We start from the raw sequence: 13,864 nt of genomic DNA, 5'->3' as shown, positions 1-13,864 counted from the left end.
CGCATTGAGAGGACTAAACGCGCCTTCGCAAGGTCAGGAGGGTGATCTCGCTGGGGGCGAAGACGCGCAGCGGCGGTCCCCAGAAGCCGGTGCCGCGGCTCGTGTAGAGCTGGGTGCGCTCGCCGTGGCGCGACAAGCCGGCCAAAACCGGCTGGTCGAACCGGACCAGGAAATGGAACGGCCAGATCTGGCCGCCGTGGGTGTGCCCGGAGATCTGGAGGTCGATGCCCACCTCGGCGGCCTGCTTGACCTGCTTCGGCTGGTGGGCGAGCAGGACGACCGGGGTGCTCGCGGTGACGCCGTCGAGCGCGGCAGGCAGGTCCGGGCCATGGCCAGGGAGGCCGGAAGCTGCGCCCGTCGGGTCGTCGATCCCGGCGAAGACGAGCGTGTCCCCACCCTGGCGTACCGGCACGTGCCGGTTGTGCAGCGGTTCCCAGCCGAGGTCGTGCATGTGGTCGAGCCACGCCTGCGCTTCACCGAAGTACTCGTGGTTGCCGGTGATGTAGAACTTGCCGAGTTTGGCGCGCACCTTCCCCAGCGGTGCGACCTGTCCCGCGCGTTTGGCGACCGAACCGTCCGCGAGGTCGCCCGCGTGGGCCACGACGTCGGCGTCGAGTTCGTTCACCACCTCGACGACCTTCTCCGACCACCTCGTCCGGTTCAGCGGGCCGAAATGCGTGTCGGTGATGATCGCGAATCGAAGGCCGTCGAGCCCGGCGCCGAGCCGGGGAAGGACGACGTCGAGCTCCTTGAGCCGCGGTACGCGCCTGGCCTCGATCATCCCGTACGCCGCCAGAGTCACGAAGGCCGCCACGACGACGCCGGACACGATCTCCGCCGCACTGTCCACTCCGGACACGGCGAGCACGAGCCGCAGCACGTTTCCGAGTACGGACAAGGAGAACAGGAGCCAGATCAGGCCGAGGGAGAGGTCGCCGATCTTCGCCGCGAGGTCGCGTTGCCACGGACCGTGGCCGAGGACCATGCACGCGGGCATGGCGAGCGCCGCGACGGCGAAGACGACCGTGCCGAGGTACTCGAGCGCGGCCGGAAGTTCGGGGGAGCCGACGACCGTCCACCACGGCACCCCGAACAGGAGGGCGAGAGCGGCGACCAGCGTGAGAACGCGGACAAGAATGCGGGGCATGATGTCGGCCAGACTAACAGACCATTGGTCTCTACCGCCGCGCTCGCTGAGGGGTGTCTCAGGTACGTAGAAGGGGCGTACGCCGCTTCATTCGTGAAGCGGTTCGTGCTCGGTCCGGGAGGTCATGAGGGGTCCCCATAGGACGAAATTCGTCCTATGGGGACCCCTCATGACACGCGCGAGTGAGGGACAAGCCCTACTTCCCCACGTAAGCGCGCAGGTGCTGCGCCGTGAGGGTGTCACCGGAAGCGACCAGAGCGGCCGGAGTGCCGGTGAACACGACCTCCCCGCCGTCCACGCCGGCCCCAGGGCCGAGGTCGATGATCCAGTCGGCGTGCGCCATCACGGCCTGGTGATGCTCGATGACCACCACCGTGTTCCCGTCGTCCACCAGCCGGTCCAGCAGCGCCAGCAGCTGGTCGACGTCGGCGAGGTGCAGTCCGGTGGTCGGCTCGTCGAGGACGTAGGTCGCCGACTTCTCCGCCATCCGGATGGCGAGTTTGATCCGCTGCCGCTCCCCGCCGGACAGTGTCGTGAGCGGTTGCCCGAGCCCGAGGTAGCCCAGTCCGACGTCGGAAAGCCGGTCCAGGATCGTCCGTGCCTGTCCTGAGGTGAAGAATTCGCGTGCCTGCGCCACCGGCATCGCGAGGACCTCGCTGATGTTCTTGCCCCGCAGCTTGTACGTCAGCACCTCCGCGGTGAAACGCTTGCCCTGGCATTCTTCGCAGACCGTCGCCACTCCGGCCATCATCGCCAGATCGGTGTAGATCAGCCCGATGCCCTTGCACTTCGGGCACGCGCCTTCGGAGTTCGCGCTGAACAGCGCCGCCTTGACGCCGTTGGCCTTGGCGAAAGCGGCGCGGATCGGGTCGAGCAGGCCGGTGTAGGTCGCCGGGTTGCTCCGCCGCGAACCGCGGATGGCCGACTGGTCGAGCACCACCACGTCGTCCCTTGTGGACAGTGAGCCGTGGATGAGCGAACTCTTGCCCGAACCGGCGACCCCGGTGACCACGGTCAGCACTTCGAGCGGGATGTCGACGCTGACGTCCTTGAGGTTGTGCCGGGTCGCGTTCCGGATCGGGAGCTGCCCGGTCGGCGTCCGGACGTCGGTGCGCAGGCGCGCGCGGTGGTCCAGGTGCCGTCCGGTCAGCGTGTCCGACGCCCGGAGTCCGGCGACGTCGCCGGTGAAGCAGATCTGCCCGCCGTTCGGCCCGGCGCCCGGGCCGAGATCGACGACGTGGTCGGCGATTTCGATCGTCTCCGGTTTGTGCTCGACGACGAGGACCGTGTTCCCCTTGTCCTTCAAGAGCAGCAGCAGCCCGTTCATCCGCTGGATGTCGTGCGGGTGCAGGCCGACGGTCGGCTCGTCGAAGACGTAGGTGACGTCGGTGAGGCTGGAACCCAGGTGCCGCACCATTTTCACGCGTTGCGCCTCGCCACCCGACAGGGTCCCGGATTCCCGGTCGAGGCTCAGGTAGCCGAGGCCGATCTCCACGAGCGAGTCGAGGGTGCCGCGCAGGTTCTGCATCAGCGGGCCGACCGACGGATCGTCGAGTTTGCGGACGAAATCGGCCAGATCGCTGATCTGCATCGCCGAACACTCCGCGATGTTCAGTCCGTCGATCTTCGACAACAGCGCCGCCTGGTTGAGCCGGGCGCCGTCACAGAGCGGACATCGCTTGAAGGTGACCGCCCGGTCGACGAACGTCCGGATGTGCGCCTGCGTCGCCTCCTTGTCCTTGGCCAGGAACAGCCGCTGGACCTTCACCAGCAGGCCTTCGTAGGTGGTGTTCATCCCGCCGAGCTTCATCTTGGTGGCGGGTTTGTACATGAAGTCTTCCCACTGCTGAGGCGTGTAGTCCTTCAGCTTGACCGAGGGGTCGACGAAGCCGGACTCCGCGAGTCCCTTCCAGTACCAGCTGCCCGGTGCGAAGTTCGGGACGGTGATCGCCCCTTCGTCGAGCGAAAGCTCTTTGTCGACCAGCTGGTCGACGTCGATGCTGGAAACCTTCCCGAGGCCCTCGCATTCCGGGCACATCCCCTCGGGCAGGTTGAAGCTGAACGCCCCGGAGGTCCCGATATGCGGCTGCCCCAGCCTGCTGAAGACGATCCGCAGCATCGTGTGCGCGTCGGTCGCGGTGCCGACCGTGGACCGGGAATTGGCCCCCATCCGCTCCTGGTCGACGACGATCGCGGCGCTCAGGTTCCGCAGCGCGTCCACGTCGGGCCGTCCGACGGGGGCCATGAAGGACTGGATGAAGGCGGTGTAGGTCTCGTTGATCAGCCGCTGCGATTCCGCGGCGATGGTGCCGAACACCAAGGACGACTTGCCGGAGCCGGAAACACCGGTGAAGACGGTGAGACGGCGTTTGGGGATGTCGACCGAGACGTCGGCGAGGTTGTTCTCTCTGGCTCCGCGCACCTGGATCATGTCGTGGCTGTCGGCGGCCGAAGGCATGGCTCTCCCCTGTTTGGAACTCTTTAGCCTGTAAAGTGAGGGTAGCAGAGGTTAGTTTATGCTGTAAGGAGTTTGCCAGTGGTCGTCTACGCGGCGCAGGGAGATCCCCGGAAGTCGATGGCCCTGCTGTGGCGGACGGAGCAGGCGGACGTCGAGCGACCGGGGCCGAAACCGGCGCTCTCGGTGGACCTGATCGTCGACGCCGCCATCGCGATCGCCGACGCCGAAGGCATGACGGGCCTTTCGATGCGCGCGGTCGGCGACAGGCTCGGCCGGACGGCCATGGCGCTCTACACCTACGTCCCGAGCAAGAGCGAACTGCTCGACCTCATGTACGACAAGGCGCTCGCCGAACTACCCGCCTCTCATGACGGAGCCGATTGGCGATCCGACGCCGCTCAGTGGGCGTACGACCTGTGGGACTTCTACCTCCGGCACCCCTGGGTCCTCCAGGTCTCACAGGCGCGGCCGGTGCTGGGGCCGCACGAGTACGTCGTGCTTGAGTCGCTGGTGAGAATCCTGCGCCGCACCGGATTGCCGCCGGTGGTGCTGCGGCGGCTGGTCAGCGCGCTGTACTCGTGTGTCCGCGAGCCCGCCAGGACGGCCGCCGAGTCCCGGTCCGCGGAGAAGGTGACCGGGCAGACCGACGACGAATGGTGGTACGCCCGCTCGGCACTCCTGCAAGAGGTGTCGCCGGACTTCGCCGAGCGGTTCCCGACGCTGACCTGGATGGAGAGCGAGCAGGCGTTCCGGATGGAGGACGAGACGGCTTCGTATCTGGAGCAGGAGGCGAGGGAGGCCTTCGAACTCTCGTTGGCCGTTCTCCTGGACGGGATCGAAGTCGCGATGAAAGCGGAGTAGCCTTCTCCGCATGCCCAGTGATTTCGCCTTGAAGACCATGAACGCCGTCCACCGCGTCATCCAGAAGGTCAGTGGCGGCCGCGCCGGCTGGGAGGTCGCCGGGATGACCGTCCTGGAACTGACCACCCTCGGCCGCAAATCCGGTCAGCCGCGCACGGTGCTGCTGACTTCGCCGCTGCGCGAGGGCGACGCGTACGTCGTCGTGGCCTCCCGTGGCGGCGACGACCAGCACCCCGCGTGGTTCCTCAACCTCCGCGACAACCCGGAGGTCCAGGTCACGCTGAAGGGTGAGACCGCGCGGCCGATGGTCGCGAGCATCGCCGACAGCGAGCAGCGCGCCCGCCTGTGGCCCAAGATCACCGCCGACTTCAAGAACTACGCGCAGTACCAGTCCAAGACCGAGCGGGAGATCCCCGTCGTACTGCTGAAGCCGAAGGCGTAACGCGCGGCATCCCCCGCGTGGGCCGGGTCCAACGGCCCTACCGGCGAGTCGGTAAGCCGGGGACCGTGGACCTCGAAGCCGAATTGCTCACGAGAACGCGGGGATGCCGATGTCAGACTCCTTGGGTCTCGAGACGCTCGATCGCGACCAGTGCGTCGCGCTGCTCGCGGGTACCGGGCTGGGCCGGGTGGTGTTCACCTCCCGGGCCCTGCCGGTGATCCAGCCGGCGCGGTTCGTCCTCCACCACGGTGCGATCGTGCTGCGGACGCCGTCACAGAGCGCGCTGTTCGCCGGAGTGCTCGACAGTGTGGTCGCGTTCGCCGCCGACGAGTTCGCCACCGACCTGAGATCCGGCTGGTTCGTCACCGTGCTCGGCCGTGCCTCCGAGGTGCGTGACCCGATCGTGATCGACGAGCTCGCGGCCCTGCCGCTGGACTGCTGGACTGGTCAGGCGGACGCCCGGTATCTCCGGATTCCGACCGAGTCGGTCACCGGACGGAGGATCCTCGGCGCTCGCGGTAACGAAGCGCGGTCCGTGATCGACGCACCAAGTGAGCTTTCCGGGCGCGTTTGTCATTCCTGACCCCACTACCCGGGGAGTTACTTCGGGACGGTGACGCCAGTGCGGCGGGTGAGTGCGGCGAGTGACGCCAAGGCGCCCAGGATCCTGGACGCGGTGGCCGGGATCGCCCACGATCTCAGCCTCTCCGACATCCTCCGGCGCATGGTCGAATCGGCCTGCGAGCTGACCGGTGCGCCGTTCGGCGCGCTGAGCGTGCTCGATTCGGACGAGTTCATCCGGTTCGGTGACGCGTGGGCGTCCCCGCCGCCGGAGGACGAGTCCCGCGTGATGCCCATCCGGGTGCGCGGCCGCATCTTCGGGATGCTGTACCTGGCCCCCAAGCCGGAGGGGGCGGAATTCACCGAATCCGAGGGGGATCTGCTCGTCGCGCTCACCGCGGCGGCCGGTGTGGTGATCGAGAACGCCGCGCTGTTCGACCAGGTGCAACGGCGCGAACGCTGGCTCGAAGCCTCTTATCACGTCACCGGTGCGCTGCTGACCGACCAGGATCTGACCGCGACCCTGCGGCTGATCGCCGAACGGGCACGCGTCGTCGCGGGCGGCACCGCGGGCGCGGTGGCCCGGCCGCGCGGTGACGGGATGCTGGTCTTCGAGATCGTCGAGCCGCCGGGCCCGGACGCCGACCGGCTGGCCGGGATCGCGGTCCCGGCCGAGGGCACCGCGACCGGGATGGCGTTCACCACCGGCAAACCCGTCGTGATCCGGGACTACGGCGAAAAAGTGGTCGAATACCAGGGCGAACGCGGTGCCGTGCTGCCCGCGGTCGTCAAGGACCTGGACTCCACGGTCGCCGTCCCGCTGATCGTCGGCGACGAGAAACTCGGCGTCCTCGTGGTGGCGAAATTCCGCGACAAGACCCCGTTCTCCGCCTACGACGTCCAGCTCGCCGAGACCTTCGCCGCGCACGCCGCGCTCGCGGTCGAATTCGCCCGCGCGCAACAGGACCGTCAGCGGCTCGCCGTCTTCGAGGACCGCGACCGGATCGCCCGTGACCTGCACGACCTGGTGATCCAGCGGCTGTTCGCGATCGGGCTCGGCCTGGAGGGACTCGGCAGGCTCGCGGGCGAACCCACCGTCGCCGACCGCGTGACCGGGTTCGCGCACGAGATCGACCGCACGATCCGCGAGATCCGCAACAGCATCTTCTCGTTGCAGGAACCCGCCGAGGCGCAGGGCAGCCTCCGGTCGGAGTTGCTGCGCGTCGCGCTCGACGCGGGCTGCGCGTCCGAACCGAGAGTAGGGTTCGAGGGGCCGCTGGATTCGACCGTGCCGGACACGGTTCGTTCCGATCTGCTCGCGACGCTGCGCGAAGCACTGTCCAATGTGGTCAGACATGCCGCGGCGACGGCGGTGTCGGTCGACGTCTCGGTCGACCGCGACGGACGGTGGCTGAAGCTTTCGGTGGCGGATGACGGCGTCGGCATGCCCGCCGAACCCGGCCATCGCAGCGGGGTCGCGAATCTCGCCGAACGCGCGGCCCGCTGGAATGGGTCTTTCCTCGTCGAGGCCAGGCCGGAAGGCGGAACGAGGCTCGACTGGTCGGTGGCACTGCCGGCCCGAGAGGGGAGTGTGGGATGACCATTTCGGTGTTCCTGCTGGACGATCATGAGCTCGTCCGCACCGGGTTGAAGACCGTCTTCGAGGCCGAAGACGATCTCACGGTGGTCGGTGAGGCGTCCACGGCCGCCGAGGCGTTCGTCCGGATCCCCGTGGTCAAACCGCAGGTCGCGGTGCTCGACGTCCGGCTGCCGGACGGGGACGGGGTCACCGTCTGCCGCGAGATCCGCTCGTCCATCGACCCGCCGCCCGCCTGCCTGATGCTGACGTCCTATTCGGACGACGACGCGTTGTTCGGCGCGATCATGGCGGGCGCCGCCGGGTACATGCTCAAGCAGGTCTCGGGTGGCGCGCTGGTCAAAGCCGTCCGCACGGTCGCGACGGGCGGATCGCTCCTGGACAGCACACTGACGGCGTCGGTGATGAACCGCCTGCGCGGCGACAGCGCGCTGCCGGATCCGCGCTACGAACAGTTGAGCCCGCAGGAGCGGCGGGTGCTCGACCACATCGCCGACGGGCTGACCAACCGGCAGATCGCGGAAAAGCTGTACCTGGCGGAGAAGACGGTCAAGAACTACGTGTCGTCCCTGCTGCACAAGCTCGGCTTCGAACGCCGAACCGCCGCCGCCGTCTACGCTTCCCAGCGCCGCAAGCCCACCGCTTAGTGAGCGGTAGGGCAGGCCTGATTCTGGATATCGGCCGTACTCGCGTGCTTGGAGCCGGATCTCGCGTGCTTGGAGGCGTAACACCCGAGTGCGGGGTCCAGGCACGCGAGTTCCGTCTCTGAGCACGCGCGTTACGCCTTCGCCCTGCAATAGAACCCGAATCGCCACTCACTACCTAGAAGAGCGCGAGCCCGTCGGCGAAACCCGGGTCCTGGCGAAGCACTCGGCGCAGTTCGTTGAGCGCCCGGTGCTGGGTGACGCGCACCGCGCCCGCGCTCGCCATGCCGAGTGCGACGGCGGTCTCCTCGGCGCTGAACCCGAGGATCACGCGGAACACCAGCACGTCCCGCTGCTTCGGGGTGAGCACCTTGAACAGCCGCGCGAGCCGATGGCTCCGGTCCGCCTTCTCGACCTCGTCGAAGGTCGGGTTCCATGGCCCGTGCTGTTCCGGTTCCGGATCGGGCACCGGTGCGGACGGGTCGCGGGCGAGGTTCCGCCGGACGTCGGCGACCTTGTGCGCGGCGATCCCGAACACGTACGGCAGGAAGCTCTCGTTCTGATAGTTGTAGCGCGGCAAGGCGACGAGGACGGCCATGAGGACTTCTTGCGCGCAGTCGTCGGCGCTGGAGATCCCCCGCGTCATCACCCCCAGTTTGCCCGCGCAGTAGCGGAACACGATCGGCCGGAGAAGACTCAGCAGACTCCCGATGGCCAGCCGGTCACCGCTGATGGCCGCGCGGATCAGTTCGCCGTCCGGTTCTCCCGGACGAGGCGAACAGGTCGGCCGCACGGCTTCGGACACGGTCATCGCGCCGGATGGGTCGTTCTCGGTGTGTACCTGTGCGTTCCCATCGTCCCCGCCTCCCTGAAACCCCAGTCCTGCTTGATCCTTCAGACGTTACGGAGGGACGTACGCGCGTCACACCGGTAAAGCAGCCCGGAGTAGTCGGGTCTTTCGGCCCTGGTGCGCCCCGGCTCTGGACTTTCGCCATATTGGTCTAGACAATTAACCGGACGCGGCCGTCGGCCGCCCCTGATCCGGAGGAATCGCGATGAGGCGTTCCAGATCCTTGGCCTTTCTGGCTGTTTTGGTATTCACCTTCGCCGGGCTGATAGCGGGAGGCGGCACCGCGAGCGCGGCCAACCTGCTCCTCAACCCCGGCTTCGAGGCCGGTTCGACGTCCGGCTGGTCCTGTGCGGCGGGCACGGCCGTCACCACACCGGTCCGTTCGGGCGGTTACGCCGTCTCGGTGACACCCGGCTCGACGACCGGGAAGTGCGCACAGACGGTGTCCGTCCAGCCGAACACCACCTACGCGGTGTCCGCCTGGGTGAACGGGAACCCGGTGTACCTCGGGGTCACCGGCGGACCGTCGACCTGGACCGCCGCGACCGCCTACACGCGGCTTTCGCTGTCGTTCACGACGTCGTCGACGCAGACGACGGCCGAGGTGTACGTCCACGGCTGGTACGGGTCGGGCACCTTCTACGCCGACGACCTCAGCCTCGACGGCCCGGGTGGCGGCACCCCGGGTGCGCCACCCGCCCCGGGAAATCCGGTGGTGGGCACCGTGACGAATTCGTCGATCGCGCTCTCGTGGGGAGCGTCGGCGGGCACGGTGACCGGATATCGCGTGTACGAAGGCGGCACGGTGCGCGCGACGGTGACCGGGACTTCGGCCACCCTTTCGGGGCTGACGGCCTGTTCGTCGCACAGTTACTCGGTCGCGGCGTACAACAGCGCGGGTGAATCGCCGAAGACCACGGAGGTCGGCGCCACGACCGGCGGCTGCGTCGACACCGGCCTGCCGAAGCACGCGCTGATCGGTTACCTGCACGCGAGTTTCGCCAACGGCTCCGGCTACACGCGGATGGCCGACGTTCCGCCGGCGTGGGACATCGTGAATCTCGCCTTCGGTGAGCCGACTTCGGTGACCTCCGGCGACATCCGGTTCACGAGGTGCCCGGTGGCGGAATGCCCGACGGTGGAAAGCGACGCGGACTTCATCGCGGCGATCCGCGCGAAACAGGCGCAGGGAAAGAAGGTCCTGATCTCCATCGGCGGCCAGAACGGCCAGGTCCAGCTGACCACGACCGCGGCGCGGGACGCCTTCGTCAGCTCGGTGTCCGCGATCATCGACCGGTACGGGCTGAACGGGCTCGACATCGACTTCGAGGGCCACTCGCTGTACCTCAATTCCGGTGACAACGACTTCCGCAATCCGACCACGCCGGTGATCGTCAATCTCATTTCGGCGCTGAAGACGCTGAAAGCCAAATACGGCGCGGGATTCGTGCTCACGATGGCACCGGAGACGTTCTTCGTGCAGACCGGCTACCAGTACTACGGGGGTCTGGGCGGTGCCGACAACCGCACCGGTTCGTACCTGCCGGTCATCCACGCGATGCGCGACGCGCTGACCGTGCTGCACGTCCAGGACTACAACTCCGGACCGGTGATGGGCCTGGACAACCAGTACCACTTCATGGGCGGCGCCGATTTCCACATCGCGATGACGGACATGGTCAAGGCCGGGTTCACCGTGGCCTCGACCGGGTTCAGGTTCCCGGGGCTGCGGGAGGACCAGATCGCGTTCGGCCTGCCCGCGGCGGTGAGCGCCGGCAATGGGCATACCGCGCCGGCGGCGGTGCACTCGGCGCTGAACTGCCTGGTCAAGAACTCCGGATGTGGGTCGTACACGTTGCGCGGCGGCGCGTCGCCCGCGCTGCGCGGGCTGATGACGTGGTCGATCAACTGGGACCGGTACTACGGCTGGGAATTCCAGAACGCCCACGAACCCTTCCTGAACGCCCTGCCCTGACCTGCGTTTCGTCCTCTGAATGCGGTACTTGCGTGTGCATCTACCGCGTTTAGAGGACGAAATGCGGGGGTGGGGGAAGGGGAGGAGAGACATGGAGCGGGCCCGCACCGTGCAGCTTCGGTGCGGGCCCGCAGTTCGGGGATACTTCGGGGAGAGGGACGTCAGAAGCCCGCGGTGATCCGCGTGAAGTCCCAGTCGTTCTGCGCGATGCCACTGCAGTTCTCCGCGACGCCACCACCTGCGCAGCCCCGGTCACGGTTGGTCGACCAGAACGCGAGCCTGGCGATCTTGTTGGTCTTGGCCCAGTCGGTGATGCGGGTCCAGGTGTCGAGACTCGTCAGTTCCCGCTGGTCCGAAAGACCATTCATGCCGCTGATGCCCAGGTGGCTGTACGCCGTGGCGTCGTTCCACCCGAAGGTCGACTTCAGCTTGTCCCGCAGGCCGTTCGCCGCCTTGATGGTGTTGCCGTACATGTCCGCGCCACCACCGAAGTCGAACGGCATGATCGTGTAGACGTCGATCCCGGCGTTCAGTGCCTTCGACTGGTCGATCAGCCGCTGGCCCCACGAGTTCGGGCCGCTGGTCGTCGTGCCGAAGGTGAGAATGGTCTGGATACCGGGGTTGTTCGCCTTCACGATCTTCAACGCGTTCAGGACCCGGTCCTGCACGACCGCGTTCTCGAACTCGTCGGTGTTCTCGATGTCGATGTCGATCGCCTTGAGACCGTAGGCGTCGATCACCTTCTGATAGGCCCCGGCGAGCGCTTCCGGCGTCGAGCAGTTCGGGCCGAGCTTGTTGCCGCTCCACCCGCCGAAGGACGGCACGATCTGCCCGCCCGCGGCCTTGATCTGTGCGATCGCGTTCGCGTCGACGCCGCCCTGCAGCGGCCTGCTGCCGTCCCAAGCGGGATTGCATCCACCGGACGAGAGGATGAACGCCATCGTGAACCATTTGATCCCGGTCGCGTTCATCACCGTCTGCGGGTTCGGCGGGCTGCCCCAGCCCAGGTACAGATACGGCGCGCCACGGCCGCCGGGCGGTGGCGGGGTGCTCGTGGTCGTCGTCGGAGAGGTCGTGGTCGTGCTCGTGGGTGTGGTCGGCGTCGTGGTCGGACCGCCGCCGCCCGGATCGCAGGACCCACCGTTGATCTTGCAGTTCGCCGGGGCGACGTAGCCCCCGGAATACTTGACGTTGAAGCCGAAACTGGTGCTGCCGCCGTGGGAAAGGTTGCCGTTCCAGGCGTTCTTCACCGTCACGTGCTGGCCGGAGACGGAATAGCTGCCGTCCCACAGCGAAGCGATCGAATGTCCGGAGGGGAGATCGAATTCGACCGTCCACGTGGGAAGGCTCGAGCCCGAGTTGTTGCTGATCGTGTACTTGCCTTCCCAGCCGGAGCCCCAATCGGAGCCCTTGCTGAAGGCGGCGCCGATGCCGCCGGCCGCGGAGGCCGGCGCGATCACGAGGACCGCGCCGGCCGTTGCGGCAGCGGCGGCCAGGCCCACGGCCTGGATCCAAGTCCGCTTGCCCACTGTCGAACCTCTCAGTTCAGGCCGTTGCGCATGGCCGTGACGAGCTCACCGTTGGAGGTGTCACCACTGAGCTCCCAGAAGAACGCGCCGCCGAGACCCTGGTTCTTGGTCCAGCCCATCTTTCCGTTGATGGTCGCGGGAGTGTCGTAGCTCCACCAGTTGTTGCCGCACTTCGCGTACGCGGTGCCCGCGATCGTGCCGGTCGACGGGCAGCTGTTCTTCAGGATCTTGTAATCCTCGATGCCCGCTTCATAGGTGCCCGGTGCCGCGCCGGTCGCGGTGCCGCCCGGGGTGTCCTGCGTGACGCCGGTCCAGCCGCGGCCGTAGAAACCGATGCCCAGCAACAGTTTGCTCGCCGGCACACCCTTGGCCTTGAGCTTCTGGATGGCTTCGTCGGAGTTGAAGCCCTGCTGTGGGATACCGGGGTACGAGGTCAGCGGCGAGTGCGGGGCCGTCGGTCCCTGCGCCGCCCACGCGCCGAAGAAGTCGTACGTCATCACGTTGTACCAGTCGAAGTACGCCGACGCGGGGCCGTAGTCGGCGACGTCGAGCTTGCCGCCACTGCTGGCGTCCGCGGTGATCGCGGCGGTGACCAGGAACGAGGAGCCGAACTTGGTGCGCAGCGCCTGAGCCACGTTCTTGATCGCGGCGGGACCGCTGGTGTCACAGGTGAGCCCGCAGGCGTTCGGGTACTCCCAGTCGATGTCGATGCCGTCGAAGACGTCGGCCCAGCGCGGGTCCTTGATCAGCTTGTAGCAGGATTCCGCGAAGGCGGCCGGGTTCTTCGACGCCTGGCCGAAGCCGCCGGACCAGGTCCAGCCACCGAACGACCACAGCACCTTCAGGCCCGGGTACATCTTCTTCAGCTTGCGCAGCTGGTTGAAGTTACCGCGCAGCGCACCCGCGTCCCAGCTGTCCGCGACACCGTCCACACTGGACCCGGCGTCGTAGAACTTGTCGTAGTCGGCGTAGGTGTCGTCATTCGCGGTGCAGGAACCGTTGGTGACGTTGCCGAACGCGTAGTTGATATGCGTCAGCTTGGCCGCGGAACCAGAGGTGTGAATGTTCTTCACGTGGTAGTTGCGTCCGTAGACGCCCCACTGCACGAAGTAGCCGAGGTTCTTCTTCGCGCCCGGGTTCGGGTTCGAAGTCGTCGTGGTCGGCGGGTTGCTCGTGCTGGTCGACGTCGGGGGATTCGACGTCGTGGTGGTCGGGGTGGTCGGCGTCGTGGTCGGGGTGCCGCCACCCGGGTCGCAGGAGCCGCCGTTGATCTTGCAGTTGGCGGGCGGGGTGTAGGTGCCGGAGTACTTGACGTTGAAGCCGAAACTGGTGGAACCGCCGTTGGAAAGGTTGCCGTTCCAGGTGTTCTTCACGGTCACGTGCTGGCCGGAGACGGTGTAGCTACCGTCCCACAGCGAAGCGATCGAGTGTCCGCTCGCGAGGTCGAACTCCAGGGTCCAGGAGGTGAGGGCGGCCCCGGAGTTGTTGGTGATCGTGTACTTGCCCTCCCAGCCGGACCCCCAGTCCGACCCCTTGGTCAGCGAGGCGCCGACCCCGCCCGCCGCGTTCGCCGGGACGGTCACCAGACCGACAGCCAGCGCGGCGACGGCCGTGAACAGGCCGACCAGATGCCATCTTTTTCTCGACATTTCACTCCTTACAACCCGGTGCAGGGAAATGATCTTGGAGAGGATTTCGTCAATGCGAAATCAGCGACATCGCGTTGCCTCGGCCGAAGCCGGGCAGGCGGGGATGCGTCTTCATCGACCACCTCCATGGCGGAACGCTTTGTTGCGGGAG

At 67.2% G+C, this 13,864-nt stretch carries 11 protein-coding genes; 6 read left to right on the top strand and 5 right to left on the bottom strand.

Features of this window, described 5'->3' with window-relative positions:
• Nucleotides 1-13: 13 nt before the first annotated feature.
• Together ACZ54P_RS10960 and ACZ54P_RS10955 are read right to left on the bottom strand one after the other, a co-directional pair.
• Nucleotides 14-1,147, bottom strand: a complete 1,134-nt coding sequence (locus tag ACZ54P_RS10960) for a metallophosphoesterase (protein WP_465461320.1) — start codon at nucleotides 1,145-1,147, stop codon at nucleotides 14-16.
• Between the two features lie 196 nt (nucleotides 1,148-1,343).
• A complete protein-coding gene (locus tag ACZ54P_RS10955; protein WP_465461319.1) occupies nucleotides 1,344-3,605 on the bottom strand; it encodes an ATP-binding cassette domain-containing protein in 2,262 nt (753 codons plus the stop codon).
• Nucleotides 3,606-3,683: 78 nt separating this feature from the next.
• Between ACZ54P_RS10955 and ACZ54P_RS10950 the strand changes: the two genes are divergently transcribed.
• The 5 genes from ACZ54P_RS10950 to ACZ54P_RS10930 all read left to right on the top strand — a co-directional run bounded on the left by ACZ54P_RS10950 (nucleotide 3,684) and on the right by ACZ54P_RS10930 (nucleotide 7,713).
• Nucleotides 3,684-4,466 (top strand): TetR/AcrR family transcriptional regulator C-terminal domain-containing protein, encoded by a 783-nt coding sequence (locus ACZ54P_RS10950; protein ID WP_465461318.1) that lies wholly within the window; start codon nucleotides 3,684-3,686, stop codon nucleotides 4,464-4,466.
• Between the two features lie 10 nt (nucleotides 4,467-4,476).
• Nucleotides 4,477-4,908 carry a nitroreductase/quinone reductase family protein gene (locus tag ACZ54P_RS10945; RefSeq protein WP_465461317.1) on the top strand — a complete coding sequence of 144 codons (432 nt, stop codon included), beginning with the start codon at nucleotides 4,477-4,479 and terminating at the stop codon, nucleotides 4,906-4,908.
• A 109-nt stretch (nucleotides 4,909-5,017) separates the two neighbouring features.
• Complete coding sequence (locus ACZ54P_RS10940) at nucleotides 5,018-5,491, top strand: pyridoxamine 5'-phosphate oxidase family protein (protein ID WP_465461316.1); 474 nt, start codon at nucleotides 5,018-5,020, stop codon at nucleotides 5,489-5,491.
• Between the two features lie 30 nt (nucleotides 5,492-5,521).
• Nucleotides 5,522-7,069, top strand: a complete 1,548-nt coding sequence (locus ACZ54P_RS10935; RefSeq protein ID WP_465461315.1) for a sensor histidine kinase — start codon at nucleotides 5,522-5,524, stop codon at nucleotides 7,067-7,069.
• Complete coding sequence (locus ACZ54P_RS10930; RefSeq protein ID WP_465461314.1) at nucleotides 7,066-7,713, top strand: response regulator; 648 nt, start codon at nucleotides 7,066-7,068, stop codon at nucleotides 7,711-7,713. Before ACZ54P_RS10935 ends, ACZ54P_RS10930 begins: the two co-directional genes overlap by 4 nt.
• A gap of 175 nt (nucleotides 7,714-7,888) precedes the next feature.
• Here ACZ54P_RS10930 and ACZ54P_RS10925 read toward each other — a convergent pair whose 3' ends face one another.
• Entirely contained in the window at nucleotides 7,889-8,521 is a 633-nt protein-coding gene (locus ACZ54P_RS10925) for a sigma-70 family RNA polymerase sigma factor (protein WP_465461313.1), read from the bottom strand.
• Nucleotides 8,522-8,765: 244 nt separating this feature from the next.
• On the opposite strand from ACZ54P_RS10925, the gene ACZ54P_RS10920 reads away from it, so the two are divergent.
• The gene (locus ACZ54P_RS10920; RefSeq protein ID WP_465461312.1) at nucleotides 8,766-10,535 is read left to right on the top strand and encodes a chitinase; all 1,770 of its coding nucleotides are present in this window, start codon (nucleotides 8,766-8,768) and stop codon (nucleotides 10,533-10,535) included.
• A 161-nt stretch (nucleotides 10,536-10,696) separates the two neighbouring features.
• Here the strand turns inward: ACZ54P_RS10920 and ACZ54P_RS10915 are convergent, their stop codons facing one another.
• Both ACZ54P_RS10915 and ACZ54P_RS10910 read right to left on the bottom strand, forming a co-directional pair.
• Complete coding sequence (locus ACZ54P_RS10915; protein ID WP_465461457.1) at nucleotides 10,697-12,037, bottom strand: cellulose binding domain-containing protein; 1,341 nt, start codon at nucleotides 12,035-12,037, stop codon at nucleotides 10,697-10,699.
• 38 nt (nucleotides 12,038-12,075) lie between these two features.
• Nucleotides 12,076-13,713 carry a glycosyl hydrolase family 18 protein gene (locus ACZ54P_RS10910; RefSeq protein ID WP_465461311.1) on the bottom strand — a complete coding sequence of 546 codons (1,638 nt, stop codon included), beginning with the start codon at nucleotides 13,711-13,713 and terminating at the stop codon, nucleotides 12,076-12,078.
• Nucleotides 13,714-13,864: the final 151 nt, after the last annotated feature.

It is taken from the genome of Amycolatopsis sp. NPDC034160, from assembly GCF_055575355.1.
Note: the sequence above shows the minus strand (reverse complement) of the source record. Positions and strands in the feature narration are given on the sequence as shown.